This is a genomic window from Gordonia aichiensis NBRC 108223 (genome assembly GCF_000332975.1).
Taxonomy (GTDB): Bacteria; Actinomycetota; Actinomycetes; order Mycobacteriales; family Mycobacteriaceae; genus Gordonia; species Gordonia aichiensis.
In genome coordinates, this window is the sequence record NZ_BANR01000022.1 from 16,916 (window position 1) to 41,641 (window position 24,726).

The window sequence follows — 24,726 nt, forward strand, 5'->3', positions numbered from 1 at the left end:
CGTCGGGGCGTGGCACTCGAACACGCGATCATGGTGTCGCTCTCCGAACGTCCGGGTACCGGCTATGAGATCGGCAGGCAGTTCGACCGTTCCATCGGCTATTTCTGGTCTGCGACCCACCAGCAGATCTATCGCACTCTGGGAAAGCTCCACGCCGACGGCATGGTGAGCTACGAGCCCGTACCGCAGGAGGGCAGGCCAGACAAGAAGGTCTACACGCTCTCCGATCAGGGTCGGAATGCGTTGCGCGAGTGGGTGTCATCGCCGACACCCATGCAGCAGCTGCGCGACGATCTCGGACTCAAGATTCGCGCGGCCGAGCATGCAGACCTCACCGACGTGATCGACGAACTGCACAGGCATCGCGCCGAGCATCTCGCTCGCCTGCGTCTCTACCGCTCATTCGAATCGGACGACTATCCCGATCCACAGGCTCTGACCGGACGCCGCTTGCACCAGTACCTCGTGCTGCGCGGCGGCGTACGCATCGAGGAGGGCTTCATCGGATGGTGCGACGAGGTCATCGCCGCGCTCGCGGATGAGCAGCGTCGAATCGGCACACCGACGCAGACCTCCGCGACGACCTAATCCTGACACCCGACCGACGACGCCCCCACAATCCAGGCCGCTACAAACCCATGCCCCTACAAACAGGAGACGCAGATGTCAGCCCCATCCGCGAATACCGGTCCCAGTCAGCCGAATCCGTACTACCCGCGGCTGTTCGAGCCACTCGCCATCGGTGGGACGACGCTGCGTAACCGCATCGTCATGGGATCGATGCACACAGGTCTCGAAGACCGCGTCTGGGACACCGACAAGCTCGCGGCCTACTACGCCGAACGTGCCCGCGGTGGCGCGGGCCTGATCGTGACGGGCGGTTTCGCTGTGAGTCGGACCGGCCAGCTGCTGCCGTTCGCGGGCAAGATGACCAACGCTCTGGACGCCAAGCGTCACCAACGCGTCACCCGTGCGGTGCACGAGGCGGGCGGCAAGATCGCCATGCAGCTCCTGCAGGCGGGTCGTTACGGCTACACGCCTCTCAAAGTGGCGCCCGGAAGTGAGAATTCGCCGATTCACCCGTTCAAGAACCTTCCGATGCCCGAGCCGGTCATCCGGCACGTGATCCGCTCGTACGGACAGGCAGCAAAGCTAGCGCGGCAGGCCGGCTACGACGCCGTAGAGATCATGGGCGGCGAGGGCTATCTGGTCAATCAGTTCCTGTGTCCGCACACCAACGACCGAACGGACGAGTGGGGTGGGTCGACTGAAAATCGTCAGCGTTTCCTCGTCGAGGTCATCACCGAGATCCGACGCCGCGTCCCCCGCGACTTCCCGGTCATCCTGCGACAGTCGATCGCCGACTTCGTCAAGGGCGGTCAGACGTGGGACGAGATCGCTCTCATGGCACGCAAGGCCGAGGCACTCGGCGTCGACGCCATCAACACCGACATCGGATGGCACGAGGCAGGCGTGCCCACCATCGTCACCTCGGTGCCGCGGGCCGCGTTCGTGAAGTTCACCGAGCGCCTGCGTGACGAGGTGTCGATTCCACTCATCGCGAGCAACCGCATCAACACCCCCGAGGTCGCCGAGGAGATCCTCGACCGCGGCCGTGTCGACGCGGTGTCGATGGCACGACCGCTGCTCTCCGACCCGGAGTTCCCGGTGAAGGCCATGACCGGACGCGCGGACGAGATCAACACCTGCATCGGCTGCAATCAGGCATGCCTCGACCATGCGTTCGTCGGGAAGAAGGTCTCATGCCTGCTCAATCCGCGCGCAGGCCGTGAGACCACATTGACACTCGGGGCCACGCGTCGGGCGCGCAAGGTCGCCGTCATCGGCGCCGGGCCTGCGGGACTGTCCGCCGCCGTGACGGCGGCGCAACGCGGACACCGGGTCGAGCTCTTCGAGGCAGGACCGACCATCGGCGGCCAATTCTCCATTGCCGCAAGAATTCCCGGCAAGGAAGAGTTCGCCGAGACACTGCGCTATTACACCCGCCAGCTCGAACTCAACAACGTCCGGGTCCATCTCGAGGAGCGCGTCGACGCCGAGCACATCATCGCCGCCGGATTCGACGAGGTCGTTGTCGCGACAGGTGTCACCCCACGCATGCCCGACATCCCCGGCATCGACCACCCAATGGTGATGTCGTACGCCGACGCCGTCCTCGGACACCGCGAGATCGGCAAGCGGGTCGCCGTCATCGGCGCCGGCGGGATCGGCTTCGACATCACCGAGTTCCTGACCGTCGACGACTCGCCCACCCTGAACCTCAAAGAATGGGAACAAGAATGGGGTGTGAGCGAAGATCTCGACATTCCCGGATTCCTCACCACGCCACGACCACTACCGCCGATCCGCGAGGTCTACCTGGTGCAGCGTAAACGCGGCAAACAGGGCAAGTCACTGGGCAAGACGACCGGCTGGGTCCACCGGGCGAGCGTGAAGATGAAAGGCGTCGAACAGATCTCCGGCGCCACCTACGACAAGATCGACGATGCAGGGCTACACCTGAGCTTTCGCGACGACGACGGCGCGGTGCGCGAGACACGGCTGCTCGAAGTCGACAATGTGGTGATCTGCGCAGGCCAGGAATCGGTGCGCGATCTCGTCGACCCGCTCACCGTCGCAGGCGTGCGCACGCACGTCATCGGCGGCGCCGACATCGCCGCAGAGCTCGATGCCAAGCGCGCGATCCGCCAGGGCACGGAGGTCGCAGCGGGAATCGAGTGAGCCGATCGGCGCAAGCCGCGAACACGACGCCCGAGCAGCTGGCAGGATGAAGCCGCTCACCTCTCGCCGACCGGAGGAACCGTGATGTCATCTCCCTTCGCCGAGCGTCGCTGGGGTTCGACGTCGAGTCCCCTGCGCCGGCCGATGACCGCGCTCGCGAAGACCGGCGCCGGGTCGTGGTTGGTCCGCCGATCGGCAGGTGTCGACCGGCGTCTGCTGCACGCATCGAACGGCCGGTTCACCGTCCTCGGCCCGATCGGAGCACCCACCCTGTTGTTGACGACAACAGGCGCACGATCGGGGCTCGCGCGAACGTCACCGCTGCTCTACGCACGTGAGGGCGCCGATCTCTTCGTCGTCGGATCCAATTTCGGCCAAGAGCGCCACCCGGCATGGACGTCGAATCTGCTCGCCAACCCCGCGTGCACCGTGAACACCGCGGGCACGGAGGTCGACGCCGTTGCCACGCTGCTCGAGGGACCCGAACGCGAACGGATCTACCGCCTCTTCGAGCGCGACGTCACCGATGTGTACGCGGTGTACCGCGACCGTACCGACCGCGAGATCAGGGTCTTCCGGTTGTCCGCGAGCTGACCGGCGACGGCCGTCGCAGCGCAGGCGGCGGCTACCATGACCGCCATGCCCCTTGCGTCTCCGACAGCCTCCGCGCGAGCTGTCGTCACCGGTGCGTCGTCCGGTATCGGTATGGAACTCGCCCGCGAGCTGGCTCGTCGCGGACACTCGTTGATCGTCGTCGCGCGTCGCGGGGACATTCTCGAAGAGCTTGCGGTGGAGTTGCGTACACAGCATGACGTCCAGGTCGAGGTCCGCCCCAGTGACCTGTCGGACTCGAAGGCCGTCGAGGTGATCGCGGCCGAACTCAGCGACCGCGAGATCTCGATCCTGTGCAACAACGCGGGCATCGCCACCTTCGGTCCGCTGGCAGACCTCGACGCCGACTACGAGCGCGCACAGGTGCGACTCAATGTGAACGCTGTCCACGACCTCACCCTCGCGGTACTTCCCCAGATGGTCGCCCGCGGTTCCGGCGGAATCCTGATGGTGGGCTCTGCAGCGGGGAACATGCCAATACCCAATAACGCCACCTACGCGGCGTCGAAGGCATTCGTGAACACGTTGAGCGAGTCGCTTCGCGGCGAGGTGTCCGGACAGGGAGTCCACGTCACGCTGCTCGCCCCTGGCCCGGTCCGCACTCACACACCCGACCCGCAGGACGCATCGATCGTCGACAAAATGGTGCCCGGTTTTCTGTGGCACAACAGCACCGAGGTGGCCAAGATGAGCCTGGATGCGTTGGAACACAACAAGATGCGGGTGGTTCCGGGCCCTCTGTCGAAGGCGATGTCGGTCGCGGGCGGATACAGTCCGCGGGCCGTCGTCGCTCCCATCGTCGGCACCTTCTACAAGCGACTCGGATCCGACTCGTAGAAAAAGAGGAACTCGATGCCGCTCGAAGAGTTGCTCCGCATCGGAGCACCACGCCCGATCGTGCGATGGGGCGATCCCGTGCTACACAAGCCGGCCCGTCGGGTGACCGAGTTCGACGACGAGTTGCAGCACCTCATCGCCGACATGTTCGCCACCAACACCGCGGCGCCGGGAGCCGGTCTGGCGGCTGCACAGATTGGTGTCGACCTCGCCGTGTTCGTCTACGACTGCGGCGACGAGACCGGCAGACGTCGGGTAGGCGTGGTCTGCAATCCCGAACTGGACCTGCCCGAGGGCCGCGACAGAGAACTCGCCACACTCGGCGAGGGATGTCTCTCGTTGCCCGGCGCCCACGAGGAGCTCGCCCGCCCCAAGGTCGCGACATGCCGAGGTGTCGACCAGTTCGGCGCGCCGGTGACCATCACAGCAGGCGGGACTCTCGGCCGTTGCCTGCAGCACGAGACCGATCACACGCGCGGCATGGTGTTCGGCGATCGTCTGACCGCCAAGGCCCGCAAGCGCCTCTTCCGCGACGCGGCCGACGTCGCCGACCGGTATCCCGACGACTGGCCGGTCTCACCGATGCGGTGATTCAGCGTCGACGACGCCCGGTACCGAAGATCGCTCGGCTGAACTCGCGGCCGGCCTGACTCGCTGCATTACGAAGGAAGCTCTGCATCGGTTTACTCGTCAGGATCTCGGTGATCATGCCGGGCTCTTCAGGCGCGGGTGCGGGCGCAGGCTTCGGCTCAGGTGCCGGTGCCGGTGTCGGTGGAGGCGCGTCGGGTGACTCCCCCGGTGACAGCATCTTGGCGGCGAGCTTTTCATAGGCCGACTCGTTGTCGACCGGCGTCCCGTACTTCGCGAACAATTCGCTCGCCTTCGCCGCTGCGGTGATGTCCGCTGCGGCAACCGCTTCCATCGACGAGCGAGGAGCGCGGACGACCGTCCACGCCACCGGCGTCGGCGCCCCCTTCTCCGACAGCACCGTCACGATGGCCTCACCGGTGCCGAGTGACGTCAACGCCTGATCGAGCTTGTACACATCCGACACCGGGTAGGTCTTCACCGTCTTGGTGAGCGCTTTCTGATCATTCGGCGTGAACGCACGCAGCGCGTGCTGGATGCGTGCGCCCAACTGCGAGAGCACCTCGTCGGGGATATCGGTGGGCAGTTGCGAGCAGAAGAACACGCCCACGCCCTTGGAACGGATGAGTTTCACCGTCTGCACCACCTGGTCGACGAAGGTCTTCGACGCGCCGTCGAACAGCAGGTGCGACTCGTCGAAGATGAAGACGAGCTTGGGTTTGTCGATGTCGCCGACCTCCGGCAGGTGCTCGAAGAGGTCGGCGAGTATCCATACGAGAAAGGTCGAGAACAGGACGGGGTTGGTGGCCTGCGCGCCCGCGAGTTCGAACAGCGTGATGATGCCCTTGCCGTCGGGCGACACCCGCGACAGGTCGGCGGGCTCGATCTCCGGCTCACCGAAGAACGTGTCGCCGCCTGCCGCCTCGAGGTTGGTCAGAGCGCGCAGGATGACACCCGCGGTCTGCGTCGATACACCGCCGATCGCCTTGAGCTCCGGCTTTCCCTCGTCGCTGGTCAGGTAAGCGATCACCGACCGGATGTCCTTCAGATCGAGCAACGGCAGACCGTTCTTGTCCGCCCAGTGGAAGATCAGGCCCAACGTCGACTCCTGGGTCTCGTTGAGCCCCAGGACTTTACTGAGGAGGATCGGCCCGAAAGCCGACATGGTCGCACGTACCGGCACACCGATTCCGTCGCCACCGAGCGATACGAACTCGACCGGATACGCCGTGGGCGCCCAGTCGTCCCCGGTCTGCGACGCCCGCGCTGTGATCTTGTCGTTGGGCGCTCCCGGACGACTCAAGCCCGACAGGTCGCCTTTGATGTCGGCCATCACCACCGGAACCCCATTGGCCGACAGCTGTTCGGCGATGAGCTGCAGGGTCTTGGTCTTGCCTGTGCCCGTCGCTCCGGCAACGAGTCCGTGGCGATTCATCATCGCCAGCGGAATACGAACCTTGGCTGTCGGATCAACGTGGCCGTCGACGGATACCGTGCCGAGTTCGAGCGCGGTCGAGTCGAATCGATAGCCTTCGGCGATCGTCTGGGCAGCCTGGGTGGGATCGGTCACGAACATGTCCTCTCGGCGATGGTCGACTGAACACGACAGCGGTCGTCAGTGCACTAACAGCAAAACAATAGTCGCGGAGCGTCGCCAGCTAAGGTTGATGCGTGCAGGACAAACTGGTGTGGATCGATTGCGAAATGACCGGCCTCGACCTCGAGAAGGACAAATTGATCGAGATCGCCGCCCTGGTCACCGACGGGGACCTCAACATCCTGGGCGACGGTGTCGACGTGGTCATCCACGCCGACGACGCCGACCTCGATTCGATGCCCGATGTCGTGACAAAGATGCACGCCGATTCCGGACTCACCGACGAGGTTCGACGCTCGACGGTCACCGTCCCCGAAGCCGAAGCAATGGTGCTCGACTACATCCGAAAGCACGTGACCACCCCTGGCGCGGTGCCTCTCGCAGGCAACTCCATCGCCACCGACCGCGGGTTCATCGCACGCGACATGCCCGAGCTCGACGCCTACCTGCACTACCGCATGGTCGACGTCAGCTCGATCAAGGAACTATGCCGACGCTGGTATCCGCGTATCTACTTCAATCAGCCCGAGAAGGGGCTCGCTCACCGAGCCCTTGCCGACATCCGCGAGTCGATCCGTGAGCTCCGCTACTACCGGGCCGCGGTCTTCGTTCCTCAGCCAGGCCCCGACGTGGACACCCTCGCGACGATCGTCAAAGATCTCGGACCGGCCTGAACACGCAGGTCAGCCAATCGATTGGAGTTCGGTGCGCCTGAACCGCTAGAGTATGACCTTGGCTCTGGCACCCAGTGATCTTCCTGGGTATCCGACGCCGATGGTGAGCGTAGTTCAGTTGGTAGAGCACCAGGTTGTGATCCTGGCTGTCGCGGGTTCGAGTCCCGTCGCTCACCCCGCAGGAACAAGGCCCTGCCTCCCGAGAACTTCGGGAGGCAGGGCCTTGTCGTTGAACCCGTGTGTCATTGGACCCGCAGTCCTTGACCACATGACACCTGGGGCTCGACGTGCCTACCGTCGAGCCCGTCGAACCGCCGCTCCCCGCCCGGCGACTCGTCGATCCGCTGTGACGCATGCCGTTCACATTGATGCTCTACGATCAGCACCCGTGCTGGAAGATCTGAACAAGGCCGCGAAGAAGTCGGGGCTCCACGTCGCGCCGGGCAAGAAGAAGGACACCTATTCGGTACGGAAGGCCAAGAGCGGCAAGCTCATCGCCAAGAACATCGATGCCGACGAGGTCAAGAAGATCATCAAAGACCGCAAGTGACCCCGCGGCTCGGCATCCTCACAGACTGCGCGAGATGATCTCCTTCATGATCTCGTTGGTGCCCGCGTAGATCTTCTGTACCCGCTGATCCGCCCACATCCGCGCGATGGGGTACTCGTTCATGTACCCGTACCCGCCGAAGAGCTGCAGACATTCGTCGGCAACGGCCATCGCCCGCTCGCTGGTCCACCACTTGGCCATGGCAACGGTCGGGATGTCGAGCTTGCCGTCGAGATGCTTGATGATGCAGTCGTCGGTGAACACCCGGGCGATCCGCGCCTCGGTCGCGACCTCGGCGAGTTTGAACTTGGTGTTCTGGAACCCGAAGATCGGCCGACCGAACGCGGTGCGATCCTTGGTGTACGCCAGCGTGTGTTCGAGCGCGACCTCCATGCCGGCCGTCGACGCCACCGCGATGATCAGACGCTCCTGCGGCAGCTGCTGCATGAGCTGGATGAACCCCTGGCCTTCCTCGGTGCCGAGCAGGTTGGACGTCGGCACACGAACACCGTCAAAGAACAGCTCTGACGTGTCCTGCCCGCGCTGCCCTACCTTGTCCAGCACCCGGCCGCGCCTGAACCCGGGGCGGTCGGCTTCGACGAGGACAAGCGAGATGCCCTTGGCGCCCTCGCTGACATCGGTTTTGGCCACGACGATGATGAGGTCGGCCTGTCCGCCATTGGTGATGAAGGTTTTCGAACCGTCGATGACGTATTCGTCTCCCTCACGGATCGCTTTGGTCTTGACGCTCTGGAGATCAGATCCCGTACCCGGCTCGGTCATCGCAATGGCACCGACGACCTCGCCCGAGGCCATTTTCGGGAGCCACGTGCGCTTCTGTTCCTCCGAACCGTAGGCGAGCAGATAGTGCGCGATGATCCCGTTGTGGAGACTGGCGCCCCACGACGAGTCGGCAATACGCGCCTGCTCTTCGATCAGAACGGCCTCGTGGGCAAAAGTCCCGCCGCCTCCGCCGTACTCTTCGGGAATCGACATGCACAGCAGACCGAGATCGCCGGCCTTGTTCCACAGATCGCGGTCGACGTGGTGTTGGTCGATGAACTTCTCGATATTGGGCTTGATCTCTTTCTCGCAGAAGCTGCGGGCAAGATCGCGCACCGCTGTCAGGTCGTCGGTTTCCCAGGGAGAGCGCTCGGCCATGCTGTACACCTCGATCGTCGGCAAACAATGTCACCGGCGATCGTAACAGTGAACGATGTAACGATGCGCGTCAGGCGTTGCCCTTCGACCAGACCTCCCACGGCACATTCCAGTCGCCGAGACCGTCGGTTCCCGACAGGGTTCCACCCGCCGTGTTCTTCACGACGACCGGATCTCCTCGAAGCGTGTTCTGCATGACCCAGAGTGCGTCGTCGGGGCTCAGGTTGAGACATCCGTGGCTCGTGTTGGTGTTGCCCTGCGCCCAGACCGACCACGGAGCCGAGTGGAAGAAGATTCCGCTGTAGGACATCCGTGTCGCGTAATCGACCGGAGTTCGGTAGCCGTCGGCGGAACCGACAGGGACGCCGTACGTCGAGGAATCCATGATGATGTGGTCGTGTTTGTCTGAGACGAGATACACACCGTTGTCGGTCTCGGTGCCCGGTTTGCCCATCGAGGTGGGCATGGTGCGAATGTCCTTGCCGTCACGGTTGAAGACCACCTGCTTGGTGCGGTCGTCGGCGGTGACGATCATCGAGCGACCGATCGTGAAGTTGGCCTTGACGTTCTCCTGGCCGAAGAGCCCGTCACCGAGATCGATGCCGTACGTGTTCACCGCGACCGACACCTTGGTTCCCGGCTTCCAGTAGTGCTGAGGCCGCCAGCGCACCTCGGTGTCGCTGATCCAGTAGAAGGCGCCCTCGACAGGAGGGTCGGCAGTGATGGAGATCGCGCGCTGGGCGGCCTTGCGATCCGGGATCGGCTCGTCGAATTTGACGGCGACAGGCTGGCCTACACCGACGGTCTCACCATTCGACGGTGTCAGGTACGCCTGGGTCAGATTCGCGGGCGCCCTTGTGGTGAACGACACGCGCTTGGTGCTCGTCCCACCGACCCCCTTCGCGTCCGCCTGCACCGTGTAATTGCGGCCGTACCCCAGCGGCTCCGCACTGATCCAGCGCGTTGCGTCCTCACTGAGGGTTCCGCGCAGGGGTGTTCCGTCGGCCTTGTCGATCCGTACGTTCGTCAACGCACCCTCGCTGGCCTGGACGGTGATCGGCGCGCCCGGCTGGATGCCGACGGCCTGATCGACCAATGGCCGCTCTGCCCACTCGGTGATCTCGAGCCCCGGCATGAGAAGGTCGCCGAAAAGCGCTGAGCTCTGCACGTTCTCGGAATACTTGGCTGCCTGCGAGCACGAACTCAGCAGTGCGGCCACGGCAACCATCAATCCGACGATGATCAATCCGTTTCGACGGATACGACCGCTCCCCATGTGACTCCTGCCCGATGTTTCGCCGATGTACGGTTCCGGCGAACGGAACCGCAGTGTGTGGATCAAGTGATGGTGCGCGAGAGCGCGACACCAGTGTACGAGATATGCCGATTGCCCGAGTCGACCGACATGACCTGCCGTCCCGACGCTGCATCGCGACGTCGACTGAAAACGACGATCGCCCCGGCCGGAGCCGGGGCGATCGTGTGTCTTCTGTGCGCCATCAGGGACTCGAACCCCGAACCCGCTGATTAAGAGTCAGCTGCTCTGCCAATTGAGCTAATGGCGCTTGCCGTGCGAGAAAGAACCTTACAGGGTCACTGCCTCAGAAGTGAAATCGCCTGCTCAGAAGCCATTTCTGGGTTCTCCCGCACGGGGACTCACGCGTTGCCCTTCTTCCAGACAGCCCACGGAACATTCCAGTCGCCAAGGCCGTCGTCTCCCGGAAGCGGCTCTCCCACGGTGTTCTTCGCGATCACGATGTCACCGCGGAGCGCGTGGTTCAGGAACCACTCCGCATTATCGGGACTCACGTTGAGGCAGCCGTTGCTGACGTCGTCGACGCCCTGGTCACCCAACGACCACGGCGCGGAGTGAACATATATGCCGCTGAAGGAGATCCGCGTCGCGTCGTAGACGGTCTCACGGTAACCGCCCGGCGATCCCACCGGGACCCCGTACGTCGAGGAGTCCATGATCACGCTCGGCTCGCGTTCGGCAACCATGTATATGCCGTTGTTGGTGGGCGTCGAGTCCTTGCCCATCGACGTCGGCATCGTCTTGACCACCTTGCCGTCGACCGAGATCGTGATGTTCTTGGTCTTGTCGTCGGCAACGGCGACGAAACTCCGACCCACCTTGAAGTTGGTGTCGAGATCGTTGCTGCCGTAGACGCCACCACCGAGGTCGATGCCCTTGATGTCGGCGGCGACATGCACCTTGGTTCCCGGCTTCCAGAAGTGTTCGGGACGCCAGCGCACCATGCTGTCGTTGAGCCAGTAGAAGGCCCCCTCGACCGGCGGGTCGGTGGTCACCGTGATCGCGCGCTGGGCGTTGAGCTTGTTGGTGATCGGGGTGTCGAAGTTGATTGCGACGGTCTGACCGACACCGACGGTCTCGTTGTCCTCCACCACCGACGACGCCGAGGCCAGTGAGTCCGCAGACGCCGTGGTGAAGTTGATCTTGCGGGCACCGTCACCCTCGACGCCCTTCGCTGCGGCGGTGAGCGTGTAGTCGCCTCCGAAGTCGAGCGGCTGACTCGAGACCCACGTGCCACCGTCGGCAGATACCTTGCCGGCGACGGGACCGTCAGGGCCCGACACGACAACCGACGTGAGACTGCCATTCTGTGCGGCGACCTTCACCGGTGCACCGGGCATGACGCCGACCGCGTGATCCGACATCGGACGATCACGCCAGCCGGTCACCGAGATCGTCGGCTGGGCAAAGGATTGCAGGGCTGGCGCATTGGTGATCGTGTCGGAGTACTCGGGCGACTGAGAGCACGCGGCCGCGCTGACGACAATGAGTCCAGCCGCAGCGATCGCACCTGCGCGGCGTACCCGCGAACGATGTTCTCCCGATCCGCGGGAAGCGAATCCCGCAAAGAAGCGAGCACGGGTCACGCGATCACCTTGCGGGCGACGATCACCAACACCACAGCTCCGGCTACAGCCAGCGAGATCTTGACGGCAGGCTTGTTGACGAACGCGATCACCTTGGTCTTCGCGTCGTCAGCAAGTCGCTCCGGACTCACACGCACTGCGAGTTCGTCGAGTGTGTTGGCCAGATCCTCGCGCGCCTGCACGATGTCCTGTTCGATACGGTCGGTGTCGCCGGCCACAGTTGTCCTCCCAGACTGTCTTACTCCACTTGCGGACTCACCGTTCCGCGTCTTTCCGCCACAACACCGTCGACGCGGCGGCCAGGGCAGGTCACGCGCGCGTCGACGGGCAGACGATATGTCGAGAGTACGTCATCGCAACGCCCCGAGCCTCGTCCCGCGCGGACCGACTGAGACAATGCCCGGATTGCCCGGCTCTGGGTCGATCGCCCGGTCGACCCGGGCGATCGGTTAGCCTGGCCATCATGTCTGGCTCCTCCCGTCTTGCCGTGGGCGACACCGCTCCCGACTTCACGCTCACCGACGCGCACGGTTCTCCGGTCTCGCTATCCGATTACGCCGACTCGAAGGTCATCGTCTACTTCTACCCGGCGGCGTCGACCCCTGGTTGCACGAAGCAGGCGTGCGATTTTCGCGACAACCTCGGTGAACTGGCCGGCGAGGGCATCGCCGTCATCGGCATCTCGCCCGACAAGCCGGACAAGCTCGCAAAGTTCGCCGACGCCGAGGGATTGACGTTCCCGCTGCTGTCCGATCCGGACAAGAAGGTCATGACCGAGTGGGGCGCGTTCGGCGAGAAAAAGCTGTACGGCAAAACCGTGACCGGGGTGATCAGGTCGACCTTCCTCGTCGAAAACGGGATCATCGCGCTCGCGCAGTACAACGTCCGCGCAACCGGCCACGTCGCCAAGCTCAGGCGCGATCTGTCGGTGTGACCGGCGCCCGCCGACCAAGTCGATGAGTCCAGAAACCCCGACGACCGCCGAGTCGGTGTCGAGTACCGAACCACTGGTGCCGCGTAAGCGCCCGACGCAGGAGCGCAGTAAGCGGAAGTTCTCCGCGATGCTCGCAACCGCACGCGACCTGCTGACCGAGGTGGGTTTCGAATCGCTCACCTGTGAAGAGATCGCCGTCCGGGCCGGAGTACCGATCGGCACCCTCTACCAGTACTTCGCCAACAAGTACGTCATCGTCTGCGAACTCGACCGACAGGACACGGTGGGAGTCCGCGAGGAGCTCGCGGCGTTCGCGTCCGAGGTGCCCTCACTCGAATGGCCGAACCTCCTCGAGAAGTTCCTCGATCACCTCGCGACGCTCTGGCGCGATGACCCGTCGCGTCGGGCGGTGTGGCTCGCGGTGCAGTCGACCCCGGCAACCCGTGCGACGGCAACCCTCAACGAGCGGGTTCTCGCCGACCAGGTCGCCAGACTGCTGGCGCCGCTGACCCCATCGCAGGTCGAACGTCGGAACATGATGGCTCAGGTCCTGGTCCATACCGCCTACTCGCTGCTGAGCTTTTCGGTGCAGGACGGCCACGACCACGACGCGACGGTCGACGAACTCAAGCGGATGCTCGCCGGCTACCTCCTGCTCGAGGAGTCGACCGGGAGCTGACCCGCTCGCGCCGTCCGCCAGTCGGGGCCCGCGGTTCAGTTGCCTTCCAGGATCGCCACCGCGGCGGCCGTGTTGCCGTCGTGGGTGAGCGAGACGTGCACCGTGGTGTCCCGGAGATGTTCGGCGATCTCACCCGACAGTCGGATCGCCGGTCGTCCCCAGGTGTCGGTGACCACCTCGATATCGCTGTGCCGGATCAGCGGCAGGAGTGGTGAGCGGGAGAATCTACTCACCGACCATGCCTTGACCACCGCCTCCTTGGCCGCCCAGCGCGCGGCCAGATGGCGGGCGTCCTCACCCGTACCGGTCGCCGCGTCCCGTCGCTCGCCCACGGTGAACCGGTCGACGAATGTCGTACCCACCTGGTCGAGTTGCTCACCGAACTCCGGGATCGACACGACGTCGATCCCCACCCCGAGTACCGCCATCGCGTCAGAGTCCCTCGACCGCGGCACCGTACGCACCGTCAGTCGTGAGGCGTGCGCCCGGATCGAGCAGCAGCCCGGCTTCGGCGTCGTGCTCATCGATCGTGTCGTCGAAGCGACGGCCCGAGGGGCGCCGGTACGCAGGCTCGCCGCCGCACATCGCGACCAGACGGCGCTGCGCACCGTCGCGCTGACGCCGTGCAGCCCGCTCCCGATAGCTTCGCGCCTGGTCCGAATCGAGGGTTGCGACAAAGGCTTCCGGATGGACAACGGCGATCAGGCCGGACACGTGCCCGAATCCGAGGCTGGTCAGCAGGCCCGCCTTCAAGGGGAATCGTTCACCGAGCGTGAGAGGCTCGCGCGCCCAGACGAGGTGGGGATACTCGCGCATCTGCTCGTCCACACAGTCCAGGCTGCGGTTGGGCGGGATGACCCCATCACGCAGCACCTGGCAGAGCCCGATCAGCTGGAATGCAGCGGCACCACCCTTCGCGTGGCCGGTGAGCGACTTCTGCGACACGACGAACAGCGGTGCTCCCGGTGTCCTGCCGATCGCATCGGCAAGTCGCTCGTGGAGCTCGGACTCGTTGGGATCGTTTGCGCGGGTCGAGGTGTCGTGCTTGGACACCACCGCGACGTCGTCGGCGGTGACGCCCAGTGCACCCAGCGCGTTGGCCAGCGGCGAGGCCAGCGCACCACGCGCCGCTCCCAGCGCTCCGAGTCCCGGCGCGGGAATCGACGTGTGCACGCCGTCGCCGAAGCTCTGCGCCCAGGCGACCACACCGAGCACCGGGAGTCCCAGTTGTGCGGCGACGTCGCCACGTGCGAGCAGAATCGTTCCACCACCGGCCGATTCGACGAATCCGCCGCGTCGGCGATCGTTCGCGCGGGAGTATCGACGCTCGTCGATTCCGCGGGCGGCCATCTTCGACGACTCCGCCGTCGCCGACATGTCGCCGAATCCGACGATGCCTTCGATTCCGAGATCGTCGAATCCGCCTGCCACGGCGAACATCGCCTTCCCCAGACGGATCTTGTCGACTCCCTCCTCGACCGACACCGCGGCCGTCGCACACGCCGCGACCGGGTGGATCATCGCGCCATAGCTTCCCACGTACGACTGGACAACGTGTGCGGCAACGATATTCGGCAACGCCTCCTGCAGGATGTCATTGGCCTTCGCTTCGCCGAGCAGCGTGTTCACGTACAGCTCACGCATCGACGTCATACCGCCCATACCTGTGCCCTGCGTGTTCGCGACCAGCCCGGGATGTACCCAGCGCATCAATTCCGACGGGGTGAATCCCGACGACAAGAAGGCGTCGACGGTCGCCACGAGATTCCACAGCGCCACCCGGTCGATCGACTCCACCATGTCGGGGGTCACGCCCCAGCGCGTCGGGTCGAATCCGGTCGGAATCTGACCGCCGACCGTCCGGCTCAGTTCGAACTTGCGGGGCACCCGGATCTCGGTTCCCGCAAGACGTGTGACCCGCCAGTCACCGGTGTCGGAGATCGGCGCGATCCGCGTCTTGTCCGGGTCTGCTGCGGCGAAGGCCCGCGCCTGGTCTTCGGAACTGACCGTGAAGCTCAGGTCCTCGTCGAGGAAGATCGACGTCAGCAGCGGCGACGTGTTGTCGACCATCGCGCCGTCGTCGGCATAGCGTCGGATGCCGCAGCGTTCGACGACCGCGTCGTGATAGCGCTCGGCGATGTCGGCCTCGTCGACCGGATCACCGCTCTCGGTGTCGTACCAGCCCGGCTTCGGCGCGTCGTCCCACGCGATGAGTCCGGTGTTCCAGGCGAGCTCCAGAACACCTGCTGCGCTCAGCTTTTCGTCGACCTCCATCTCGAAGCGGGTGCGCGACGAACCGTAGGGCCCGAGTTCACCCGCGCCGACGATGACCACGAGATCTTCTGGAGCGGCGTCGATCGAGGGCCAAGCGGGGGCCACACCCGTGACAGCCCGTGCCGGCGCGGGCAGCGCCGCGACCGTGGCAGTCTCGACGTCGTCCAGCTCGGCGGATTCCTCGACGGACTCCTGATCGGCGGCCAATGCCTTGAGATCGATGGAGGGGTCGAGTCCTCCGGTGAAGTCGGCGAGGATCGCAGACTCCCGGGCGGCGGTGCGCTGCTCGGGACCACACAGTCCGAGCAGATTGTCCGCCATCTCGTCGGTGCTCCATGTCCGCACCCCCGCGGCTTCCACCGCAGCGACCATCCCGTCGTTGTGTCCCATGAGTCCGGTGCCACGCACCCACCCGATCAAGGCATGCGCGAGAGTGGTTCGCGAGCCCCAGGAGTCCTCCGCCGACCAACGGGTCACAAGCGCATCGAGTGCTGCCTTGGACTCTCCGTACGCACCGTCGCCGCCGAACATGCCGCGGTTGGGCGATCCGGGGAGCACGACGTGCAAGCGGGCCGCGATGTCGTGGTCCGCACCGATCTCACACAACCCCGCGATCAGCCGTTCGACCGACCAGAGCAGAACCTTCATCTCCAGTTCGGCACGAGCCCCCGCATCGGTGAGGTCACCGGCGACGCGGGGAGCCGCGAACGGGAAGAGCAGCGTCGGCTTCATCGCCGGCTTGATCACGGCCGTTGTGCCCCCGACGCTCTCGGTCTGCTCACTGCCAACCCACTCGACGAGATCGTCGACATCGGTGTAGGAAGCCATGTTCGTCGGTGCCACCCACAGTGCTGCGTCGTGGCGTGCGTTCTCCCGATAGAGCTTCTTGTAGAAGTCGAGCTTGCCCGAGTCGAGCTTCGACGTCGTGGCGATCACCGTCGCGCCACCGGCGAGCAGTCGCCCGATCACACCTGCGGCGATCGAGCCCTTGCCTGCGCCGGTGACGAGCGCCACCTCGTCGGACCATACGCCCGGGTTCGACATCTGAGCTGCGTCGGCGATCGCGCCGAAGATCTGCGCATGCGTGTCCTCTCCCGCTGCGCGTGCTTTGTCCTGCCACCACGTGGCGTGCTGCGCGACGGTGAGTCCCGCACCAGTGAAGGAGTCGACGATGGTCTCCTGGTCGTCAACGAGATCGGCTTCGGCGGTCAACCAGATGCGTACGAGGTCTTCGCGACTCGTCGCCCACCGGTCATCGACCAGGACGATCTTCTCGGCGTCGAACGCGGGCGCGACCGTCCGCGCCCAGTCGGAGCCGAGTTCGGCGCTCACGCGTTCGGCGAGTGCTGCGTCGACGCCCTCGGCGATTTCGGGGGCAGCGTCGTCCTCGGTGAGTCCGAGCTTGGCCAGCACGGTGTACGCCGCCGAGGCCAGCGCCCCGCCACGTCCCGTGAGCTGCTCGGTGAACTCGCCGAGCGCGGCAGCGTCGACCGTTGCGCCACCGCCATTTTCGGCCGCAGGCTTGGCAACCGCGATACCACGGGCCGCGCCGACCGCGGCAACCGCACGGTCGATGAGCGCGTCGAGAGCGTCGGCGTTCGCGAGCGGGCCGTCGAGCAGATCGCCGAGCTCGCCACCGCGAACGCTCGCCCCGTCGCGCGTGCCGAGTGCGAGGGCGACGGTCGTGTGCAGCGCCCAGCCCGAGCCGAGCTGCCATACGCCGGTTACCCGGTCAGCAATGTATGCCTGGCGTTTGCCGACAGGGCCGAGCACTTTGCGGACCTGATCGGATACCGCGTCGGTGAGTACGGCGCCCAGCGGCCGATAGCCGCGCGCAAGGCTGTCGACCGTGGCGGCAAGCGCGACCATGTCGGCTTCTGCGGCACCGTCGATCGCACCGAGTCCGAGTTCACCGCCGATGTCGAGCAGTAGCTGATTTCGCCGCGACGACACGCCGTCGCACAGCGCCTCGATGGTGTCAGCGGAGCCGATCTGCTCGGGACGGATCTTGGTCCACAATGCGACCACCGCACGCACCGCGTCCGACGGACCGAACGCGATGTCGTCCGGCCGTGGCGCGCCCGCAGGTGCGCTCGGTGCAGCGGGCTCGGCAGCACTGGGGGCGGCGGCGACGGGCGCCGCAGCCTCGGGAGCGTGCTGATTCTCCGCAGTGTCTTCTGTGGGCTCGTCGTCGAGCTCCTGGCCGGCGTCCTTCGCGAGGATGACGTCGGAGTCGCGCTCGAGGTTCGCCACTTCCGTTGTCGCAGAGCTGTAATCGTCGAGCTTCAGTGTGTTGGTGGCGAGGCCGGCGAGTGTCGGTGCGCCCTTGAGACCGATCTCGACGAAGCGTTGGATTCCCAATCCCCCGCGCTCGGCGCCCCCGAAGAGGAGATCCTGCGTTTCGATCCACCGCACGGGGCTGGCGAACTGCCAGGCGAGCAGTTCGATCAGCAGGATGCGTGCGAGGCCTGCCGGGTCGTCCGCATGGGTGTCCCAGTCGGCGAGCACTGCGTCGAGCGGCTCGGACGGAACAAGTGCGGCGACCTCTTCGACGAACGAGCGGTCGAGTGTGAACAGACGCGGCACCAGGTTCGGGATGTAGCGACCGACGAGGATGTCCGGGTCGATATGCTGCGGCAACAGTTCGTCGAGCTTGCCACGGAATTCGGGCACTCCGGCGCGCAGGACCGTCGAGTGGAACGGGACGTCGATGCCGGGGACGAGGATGAAGGATCGCTTTCCGCCGAATTCGGTTCGACGACGCTCGATCTCGGCTTCGAGATGCTCGAGGCCGCGTACCGTGCCAGCGATCGCGTACTGCGAGCCGAGCAGGTTGAGGTTGACCACCTCGAGGAACTCGCCGACCGACTCCCCGACCTGCGCGACAAACGACTCGACGTCGGCGTCGGCGAGGCCGAACTGACTCGGACGAATGGCTGCCATTCGATAGTCGCTGCGGCCCAGTTCATCTCGCGGAACCAGATGATGCATGGCCTCTCCGCGCTGGAACACGACCTCGAGAACGGCTTCGAGTGGCAACACTCCCGCGCACGCGGCGAGGGCGTTGTACTCACCGACCGAGTGTCCGCAGGTGATCGCGCCGTCGACGAAGCCGCCGGACTCCTTGAGCTCTGCGATCTGCGCGACGCCGAGAGTGGCCATCGCCACCTGCGTGAACTGTGTCAGGTACAGCACACCATCGGGATGGTTGTAGGTCGTGCCATTGGCCACGAGGGTCGTCGGGTTGTCACGGACGACCGCGAGGATCGAGAAGCCCAGTGCGGCACGGGTGTGCTTGTCCGCGCGGTCCCAGATGGCGCGGGCCGCCTTCGAGCGAGAGCGGGCGTCGAGGCCCATGCCCTTGCTCTGAATCCCCTGCCCGGGGAAGGCGTACACGGTGCGCGGAGCCGCGAGAAGACCCGTCGCACTCATCACCAGGGTGTCTTCGACCTTGCAGGTCACCTCGACGACCTCGCGGCCGTGATCGAGTCCGACGCGGTCGACACGAACGGAGATGGCGTCACCGGTGCGGACCATCCCCAGGTACCGTGCAGTCCACCCGATGATCGGTCGCGGCGAGGGAACCCTGTTACGCGAATCGGCTGCCGTGACCACATGCTGGGCGGCTGCCGACAGCCACATCCCGTGCACGATCGGCTCGCCGAGACCGGCGAGTTTCGCCGCGGACGGATCGGTGTGGATGGGATTCCGGTCACCGGAGACAGCTGCAAATGCACCCATACGGGTCGGAGCGGTGATGGTGGCCGTGCGCAGCGGCTTACGGGTGGCCGTCGACTCGTCATCAGCCGCTCCCCCGGCGCGCTGGGGATCGTCGAGTTCTGCGTCACCGACGCGGCCGCGGATGGCGAATCGTTCGGTCATGCGAGCGATATCGCCACCGGGACCCGAGATGTCGACGGCGACATCGATGACGCGTCCGACGGAGGTATCGCGGACAGCGCCGGATCGGGCGACGACGGTGAGTGCGGTGTCATACTCGGGAACGTCCCCGAGGAGTTCGATGCTGTGATCAAGGTGTACGAGATCGAGCAGGCCCTCGACGACGGGTACACCGTCCGCGGTGGTGGCGGCACCGATCACCGCGAAGACGCTGGGCCAGCAGGCTCCGACGAGAGTGTCGGGCACCGCGAATCCGAAGGATTGTGACGGCGTCACGGCATGCAGCTGCGCGGGCAGCGTGTTGGCGGTGACGACGGCGTGGTCGGCCACGCTGTCTGCGCTCCAGTCGACGGTGGTGACCGCAGCACCGTCGACGACGTCGGTCAGGCGGCCGCCCGCTGCGACGGTGAGGATGTCACGCATGGCATCCGCGGCGTCGTCACGCGCCACGCGCGGGTTGCCGCCGTCGGCGATGCTCCGGTCGACTCGCAGCGGAATGCGCACCGACGATCCCGAGATGGGCACGATGAGATCGATGCGGTCTTCGCCACAGTGCTCGAGAACGGCGCCTGTTGCCGCATGCTCGGCACGATGCTCCGTGCACACCTCCCACAGCTCCCGATCACCGAGCAGCGCAACAGGACTCGGCACGGCACGGCCTGCCCACGACACGTCGTCCGCGGCCAGGACAGCACCGAGGAGCCCGGCGTTCACCAGGCCCGATTGCTTGCGCGCGGTGATCGATTCGGGGGTGGCGCCATCGGCGGCCAGGTCGTCGGCGACCTTCGCCTCGAATCGATCGAGAAGCTCTCCCACCGGCTCATCGACGCGCGTGATGCCTGACACGGCCACCGGCCCCGGAATGATGCACACGGCATCGGCCCCGTATCGGGCGTCGTGCGCCTGCCACAACGAGTCGCTACGCCACCAGCGGCGCACGTCCTTGTCGATGACGGGGACGAAGTTGACCGGCTTGCCGGGTGTCCTGCAGAGGCCCAGGAAGAACGCGACGTCGGCCGGATGGAGGACGTCGGTCTCGATCTCCGGATACACGCCGCCGAGCGCATCGATCGCCGCATGCGGATCGTCGGTCGTGGCGAGGTCGGCGAACATCGTGGGCACCGGCCCCGAGTCCTTCGGGTGCATGCGCGCCTCGGTGCGATGCAGCATCTCGACAAACCGCTGCTGCCAGGAGATGTCGGCCCACGCGTACTGGTCGGTGCGGCCGTCACCGACGGCCAATGTCGCATAGCGATCCAGCCACTCGCGGTATGTCATGGACTCGACGTCGCCGAAATAGGGCTTCGCGGTAGGTTCCATTGCCTCCACGATCTCGTCGCGGCGCTCAGCGACGGCGTCGGCGTCACCTGCGACCTCGTCGAGCAGTCGCCCGCAGCGCGACGCCGCATTGTCGACCTCGTGGATGTCAGCACCGAGCTGGCTTCGTCCCGACGCCATTCCGTTGGCTGCCCGACCCGCACCGATCCATTCGTCGACGCCCTCGGTGTCGACGAGCAACTGCTTGACCTCGGGGGCGGTGGTCGCCTCGGCGGTCGCCATGGCCGCGGTACCGATCAGAATGCCGTCGAGGGGCATCGACGGATATCCGTGCGTCGTCGCCCACGCGCCGGTCAGGTACTCACTGGCGCGCTCCGGGGTGCCGATGCCGCCACCGACACAGATGATGACATTGTCGCGAACGCGAAGCTCGGCGTATGTGGCGAGCAGCAGGTCGTCGAGGTCTTCCCACGAATGGTGGCCACCGGCGCGGCCGCCTTCGATCTGCACGATGACCGGGTGTTGCGGTACCTCGGCAGCAATGCGGATCACCGAACGGATCTGCTCGACCGTGCCCGGTTTGAATGCGACGAAACGGAGTCCCGCGTCAACGAATTCGTCGACGAGCGCGACGGCGTCCTCGAGTTCGGGGATGCCCGCAGATACGATCACTCCATCGATCGGAGCGCCCTGCGCACGTGCCTTCTGCACGAGGCGCTTGCCCCCGAGTTGGAGCTTCCACAGGTACGGGTCGAGGAACAACGCGTTGAACTGCGCTTCGCGGCCCGGCCCGAGCAGGTCGGTGAGTGTGGCGATGTTGCGCGTGAAGATCTCTTCGGTGACCTGGCCACCGCCGGCGAGTTCTGCCCAGTGCCCCGCGTTCGCGGCAGCAGCGACGATCGCCGGATCGACGGTGGTGGGTGTCATCCCTGCCAGGAGCATCGGCGAGCGGCCAGTGAGCCGGGTGAATGCTGTCTGAACAACTCGACGACCATCGGGGAGGTCGGCAAGTGTCGGTGCGAAGTCGGACCACTTGCGCGCGACCTCGGGAATTCCGCCGGGGCTGAACAGGTTTCGCTGGCCGCCGCGCAGCGCGGTCGCGACCAGGCCGACACCCTGTCCGCGGACGAGCGGCGCGGTGAGTCGGGTTGCGAGATCACTCGGACCGAAGTCGAGGATCCACGCTGCGCCGTCGGCGATCACGGCATCGATCTGCGCGACCCAGTCGACGGGGGCAACCAGAATCGATTCGGCATGACGTGCAGCGAGTTCGGCGTCGATACCGCACTCCTGCGCCCACTCGCGGACCATGGCGACCGCCTCCGCCATACCCGGATGGTGGAATGCGATGCTGACCGACAGCTCGTCGAGAATCGGGGCCAGAGGCGCACCGCCGGTGACCTTGCGCTTGCGCTCGTCGGCCTCAACGGCAGCGACGCGCTCGCATTCTGCCCCGAATGCCGCGAGATGCCGCGGAGCGCCCGACAGCACAACCGAACGTCGACTGTTGGCGATGGCAACGACGGGTGCCGATGACAGCTCCGCCTCGGGAAGTCCCGAGCGGTAGGCCTCCAGGATCTCGTCGATCCTGTCCGGGGCCACGTTCGAGATCGAGAGCATGGGACTTCCGTCGGGCCCCGCGGCCACACCTCGACGTCGGGCGACCAGAGTGCCCGCGGCGGCGATGAGATGCGCTATCGCCAGCAATTGTCCGCAGCCGCTCTCGCCGTGCCTGATCGCGTCGACCGCGAGCGAGCCCTGCGAGTGTCCGACGACCGCCACCGGCGCGATCACGTCGGTGTCGAGACCCTGCTTCTTCAGCGACTCCACGGCAGCCACCTGGCTCAGGAGGACTCCTGGCCCGCTGAGCGCGAAGTCGGCGAGTTCGGCATCTGTGGGCACAGGCTCGCCCGCGTCGGCCGCACGCACCCACTCCAACGGGTGGAAACCGTCGGGACGCGCGATCTCGATCGACTCGGCCACTGGCGCGAGCATGCGCTCGGCAACGGCGACGGCACTGGCCAACTTGTGCTCGAGATCGGCGTCGACGACGAGCTCGGCCAGCGTCGACAACCATGGACCGCCCTGCCCACCGAAACTGATCGCGTACCGCTCGCCCGCTTGGAGCCGATCGATCAGGGCGTCTGCGGGGCGGGTTCCGTGTTGTCCGGGGCGGAATTGGTCGACGGTCACGGGCTCTCCTCGTGGATCGGGCTCGGCTGATGTGAGGTGCAGGAGTTGTCTGGTCTCGTGCGAGAGCACGACGTGGCACGACCCGGCGGCGGGGGGGACAACGCCGGGTCGCACACGCGCCTCTCACGAACATGCTTGCCCAGCAACACCTTTGACGCTGTGGCGGGCGACTGACCGTTCATCGGGGAACATCGTCGGCATGCACGTGGCACTCATGATGGCATAAAAACGTGAGGCGTTCCTCATGTTGTTTCCGACCGCCAGGTATACCCACGAGTAGTCCGACGAGTAACAAGACCCGCGATGAGTTGCGTCTGCACGCCCGCGCGCATTTGGCCAGTTAGCACCGCATTTCTCGTCTGTCGCGGGCGCCAGAAGCGCCCACCACAAGGCGTTATCTAATCGTTATGTGACCTGACGCACTGCGTGGCGAGTAATGCGACCTGCCGTGCTGCACGGGCGGTCGAGACGCGGCAGCGGAATCGTTAGGGTGCAGGGATGACCGACTGCGTGTTCTGCCAGATCGTCGACGGTTCGGCGCCGGCCAGAAAGGTGTACGAGGACGACACCGTGGTGGGCTTTCTCGACATCCGGCCGCTCTCACGTGGACACACCCTTATCGTTCCGCGAACGCACTCGACGGGACTGGCAGAGCTGGCCCCAGACGACGGCGCCGCCCTGATGCGAGCAGGACAGGTTGTGGCGGCTGCGTTGCGAAGAACACCACTCACGCGCGACGGCTCGTCGGCAGACGGTGTGAACCTCGTCGTCAATGACGGAAAAGCCGCATTCCAGACGGTCTTTCATACGCACCTGCACGTGGTCCCCCGACACCGTGGCGACAAGTTCCGCATGGCGCGATCACTGATCGTCCGCCGCGACCCCGACGCCGACGCAACCGCTGCTGCGGTGCGTACGTCGGTCCTCGACGAGATCGGGCGACGATGACCCCCCACGACGCCGGAGACGATCGTGACGCCGAGATCCCGCGAGCGGCCGTCGACATCCTCGCCGAGGCCGAATGGATCACCGTGTTCACCGGCGCGGGAATGTCAGCCGAAAGCGGGGTCCCGACATTCCGCGACGCTCAGACCGGACTGTGGGAGAACTTCGACGCCGAACAACTTGCAACCCCCGACGCGTGGAACTCCGATCCCGCACTCGTGTGGGGCTGGTACCAATGGCGCGCGCACCTCGTTCGTGAGGCCGCCCCCAATGCCGGTCACCTCGCACTGAGTGCTCTGGCGCAGCCGTTGGACGGGACCCACGACACCATGACCCACGACGCGCCGTCGGTCATGGTGGTGACGCAGAACGTCGACGATTTGCACGAGCGCGCAGGCAACACGGTCGTCAGTCATCTTCACGGTAGCCTTTTCGCCCCTCGCTGCTCGCGCTGTGGACATCCCTACGAGGGCACCGATGCCGACCCGGCGACAGCGACCGACGACCGTCGGGTCGAACCCCCTGCCTGCCCTATCTGTCTGTCGCCCGTGCGCCCGGGAGTCGTGTGGTTCGGCGAGCCGCTCCCCGCGGAGTCGTGGGCGCGCTCCGAGCAGGTCTTCGACGTCGCCGATGCGGTCCTCGTCGTGGGCACGAGTGGGATCGTCTACCCCGCAGCGGCCCTGCCCGAACGCGCGGCAGCCCGCGGCATTCCGGTCATCGAACTCAACCCACATCCGTCCGGCGTGAGTTCGGTTGCCACACACAGCATCAGAACGACCGCCGCACGAGGCCTGCCCGAGATCGTCGAAGCAGTCCGGGCCGCACGCCGCGGCGGCGGATAGAAGTATTTGCTGCTACTCC

The 24,726-nt window shown here is 65.7% G+C and carries 18 protein-coding genes and 2 tRNA genes; 12 read left to right on the forward strand and 8 right to left on the reverse strand.

What is annotated here, in order from left to right:
- Window positions 1-9 precede the first annotated feature (9 nt).
- The 5 genes from GOACH_RS17650 to def all read left to right on the forward strand — a co-directional run bounded on the left by GOACH_RS17650 (window position 10) and on the right by def (window position 4,782).
- Window positions 10-588, forward strand: a complete 579-nt coding sequence (locus GOACH_RS17650; protein ID WP_005177688.1) for a PadR family transcriptional regulator — start codon at window positions 10-12, stop codon at window positions 586-588.
- A 75-nt stretch (window positions 589-663) separates the two neighbouring features.
- Window positions 664-2,742 carry an NADPH-dependent 2,4-dienoyl-CoA reductase gene (locus GOACH_RS17655; RefSeq protein WP_005177690.1) on the forward strand — a complete coding sequence of 693 codons (2,079 nt, stop codon included), beginning with the start codon at window positions 664-666 and terminating at the stop codon, window positions 2,740-2,742.
- Window positions 2,743-2,826: 84 nt separating this feature from the next.
- Window positions 2,827-3,336, forward strand: coding sequence for a nitroreductase/quinone reductase family protein (locus tag GOACH_RS17660; RefSeq protein WP_005177692.1), 510 nt, complete (start codon window positions 2,827-2,829; stop codon window positions 3,334-3,336).
- A gap of 45 nt (window positions 3,337-3,381) precedes the next feature.
- Entirely contained in the window at window positions 3,382-4,191 is an 810-nt protein-coding gene (cmrA, locus tag GOACH_RS17665; RefSeq protein ID WP_040519078.1) for a mycolate reductase, read from the forward strand.
- Between the two features lie 15 nt (window positions 4,192-4,206).
- Window positions 4,207-4,782: a peptide deformylase gene (gene def, locus GOACH_RS17670; RefSeq protein WP_005177695.1), complete on the forward strand. Its 576-nt coding sequence runs from the start codon at window positions 4,207-4,209 to the stop codon at window positions 4,780-4,782.
- Window position 4,783: 1 nt separating this feature from the next.
- Here def and GOACH_RS17675 read toward each other — a convergent pair whose 3' ends face one another.
- Window positions 4,784-6,349: a helicase HerA-like domain-containing protein gene (locus tag GOACH_RS17675; RefSeq protein WP_005177696.1), complete on the reverse strand. Its 1,566-nt coding sequence runs from the start codon at window positions 6,347-6,349 to the stop codon at window positions 4,784-4,786.
- A gap of 101 nt (window positions 6,350-6,450) precedes the next feature.
- On the opposite strand from GOACH_RS17675, the gene orn reads away from it, so the two are divergent.
- From orn to GOACH_RS23820, 3 genes are all read left to right on the forward strand, one after another.
- Window positions 6,451-7,050 (forward strand): oligoribonuclease, encoded by a 600-nt coding sequence (orn, locus tag GOACH_RS17680; protein ID WP_005177697.1) that lies wholly within the window; start codon window positions 6,451-6,453, stop codon window positions 7,048-7,050.
- A gap of 103 nt (window positions 7,051-7,153) precedes the next feature.
- A tRNA-His gene (locus GOACH_RS17685) sits at window positions 7,154-7,226 on the forward strand.
- Window positions 7,227-7,438: 212 nt separating this feature from the next.
- Window positions 7,439-7,600 carry a hypothetical protein gene (locus GOACH_RS23820; RefSeq protein ID WP_005177699.1) on the forward strand — a complete coding sequence of 54 codons (162 nt, stop codon included), beginning with the start codon at window positions 7,439-7,441 and terminating at the stop codon, window positions 7,598-7,600.
- An 18-nt stretch (window positions 7,601-7,618) separates the two neighbouring features.
- On the opposite strand, the gene GOACH_RS17690 is transcribed toward GOACH_RS23820, so the two are convergent.
- From GOACH_RS17690 to GOACH_RS17710, 5 genes are all read right to left on the reverse strand, one after another.
- A complete protein-coding gene (locus GOACH_RS17690; RefSeq protein ID WP_005177702.1) occupies window positions 7,619-8,761 on the reverse strand; it encodes an acyl-CoA dehydrogenase family protein in 1,143 nt (380 codons plus the stop codon).
- A 70-nt stretch (window positions 8,762-8,831) separates the two neighbouring features.
- Window positions 8,832-10,037, reverse strand: coding sequence for a L,D-transpeptidase (locus GOACH_RS17695; protein ID WP_005177705.1), 1,206 nt, complete (start codon window positions 10,035-10,037; stop codon window positions 8,832-8,834).
- A gap of 216 nt (window positions 10,038-10,253) precedes the next feature.
- A tRNA-Lys gene (locus GOACH_RS17700) sits at window positions 10,254-10,326 on the reverse strand.
- Between the two features lie 91 nt (window positions 10,327-10,417).
- The gene (locus GOACH_RS17705; RefSeq protein WP_005177707.1) at window positions 10,418-11,662 is read right to left on the reverse strand and encodes a L,D-transpeptidase; all 1,245 of its coding nucleotides are present in this window, start codon (window positions 11,660-11,662) and stop codon (window positions 10,418-10,420) included.
- Window positions 11,659-11,880, reverse strand: coding sequence for a DUF3618 domain-containing protein (locus GOACH_RS17710; protein WP_005177709.1), 222 nt, complete (start codon window positions 11,878-11,880; stop codon window positions 11,659-11,661). Before GOACH_RS17710 ends, GOACH_RS17705 begins: the two co-directional genes overlap by 4 nt.
- A 245-nt stretch (window positions 11,881-12,125) precedes the next feature.
- On the opposite strand from GOACH_RS17710, the gene bcp reads away from it, so the two are divergent.
- Both bcp and GOACH_RS17720 read left to right on the forward strand, forming a co-directional pair.
- The gene (bcp, locus tag GOACH_RS17715; protein ID WP_005177713.1) at window positions 12,126-12,596 is read left to right on the forward strand and encodes a thioredoxin-dependent thiol peroxidase; all 471 of its coding nucleotides are present in this window, start codon (window positions 12,126-12,128) and stop codon (window positions 12,594-12,596) included.
- A 22-nt stretch (window positions 12,597-12,618) separates the two neighbouring features.
- The gene (locus GOACH_RS17720; protein WP_052004060.1) at window positions 12,619-13,275 is read left to right on the forward strand and encodes a TetR/AcrR family transcriptional regulator; all 657 of its coding nucleotides are present in this window, start codon (window positions 12,619-12,621) and stop codon (window positions 13,273-13,275) included.
- 35 nt (window positions 13,276-13,310) lie between these two features.
- On the opposite strand, the gene acpS is transcribed toward GOACH_RS17720, so the two are convergent.
- Both acpS and GOACH_RS17730 read right to left on the reverse strand, forming a co-directional pair.
- Window positions 13,311-13,703: a holo-ACP synthase AcpS gene (gene acpS, locus GOACH_RS17725; RefSeq protein ID WP_005177717.1), complete on the reverse strand. Its 393-nt coding sequence runs from the start codon at window positions 13,701-13,703 to the stop codon at window positions 13,311-13,313.
- A gap of 4 nt (window positions 13,704-13,707) precedes the next feature.
- Window positions 13,708-22,920 (reverse strand): type I polyketide synthase, encoded by a 9,213-nt coding sequence (locus GOACH_RS17730; protein ID WP_005177719.1) that lies wholly within the window; start codon window positions 22,918-22,920, stop codon window positions 13,708-13,710.
- Window positions 22,921-23,418: 498 nt separating this feature from the next.
- Here GOACH_RS17730 and GOACH_RS17735 point away from each other — a divergent pair, with 498 nt between their 5' ends.
- Complete coding sequence (locus GOACH_RS17735) at window positions 23,419-23,868, forward strand: HIT family protein (protein WP_005177721.1); 450 nt, start codon at window positions 23,419-23,421, stop codon at window positions 23,866-23,868.
- The gene (locus GOACH_RS17740) at window positions 23,865-24,707 is read left to right on the forward strand and encodes an NAD-dependent deacylase (RefSeq protein ID WP_005177723.1); all 843 of its coding nucleotides are present in this window, start codon (window positions 23,865-23,867) and stop codon (window positions 24,705-24,707) included. The genes GOACH_RS17735 and GOACH_RS17740 overlap by 4 nt, the downstream gene beginning before the upstream one ends.
- The last annotated feature ends 19 nt before the right edge of the window (window positions 24,708-24,726 follow it).

Coding starts and splice junctions, on each gene's coding strand:
- GOACH_RS17655 (WP_005177690.1), top strand. CDS start 664: ATGTCAGCCCCATCCGCGAATACCGGTCCCAGTCAGCCGAATCCGTAC.
- GOACH_RS17660 (WP_005177692.1), top strand. CDS start 2,827: ATGTCATCTCCCTTCGCCGAGCGTCGCTGGGGTTCGACGTCGAGTCCC.
- cmrA (WP_040519078.1), top strand. CDS start 3,382: ATGCCCCTTGCGTCTCCGACAGCCTCCGCGCGAGCTGTCGTCACCGGT.
- def (WP_005177695.1), top strand. CDS start 4,207: ATGCCGCTCGAAGAGTTGCTCCGCATCGGAGCACCACGCCCGATCGTG.
- GOACH_RS17690 (WP_005177702.1), bottom strand. CDS start 8,761: ATGGCCGAGCGCTCTCCCTGGGAAACCGACGACCTGACAGCGGTGCGC.
- GOACH_RS17695 (WP_005177705.1), bottom strand. CDS start 10,037: ATGGGGAGCGGTCGTATCCGTCGAAACGGATTGATCATCGTCGGATTG.
- bcp (WP_005177713.1), top strand. CDS start 12,126: ATGTCTGGCTCCTCCCGTCTTGCCGTGGGCGACACCGCTCCCGACTTC.
- GOACH_RS17720 (WP_052004060.1), top strand. CDS start 12,619: ATGAGTCCAGAAACCCCGACGACCGCCGAGTCGGTGTCGAGTACCGAA.
- acpS (WP_005177717.1), bottom strand. CDS start 13,703: ATGGCGGTACTCGGGGTGGGGATCGACGTCGTGTCGATCCCGGAGTTC.
- GOACH_RS17735 (WP_005177721.1), top strand. CDS start 23,419: ATGACCGACTGCGTGTTCTGCCAGATCGTCGACGGTTCGGCGCCGGCC.
- GOACH_RS17740 (WP_005177723.1), top strand. CDS start 23,865: ATGACCCCCCACGACGCCGGAGACGATCGTGACGCCGAGATCCCGCGA.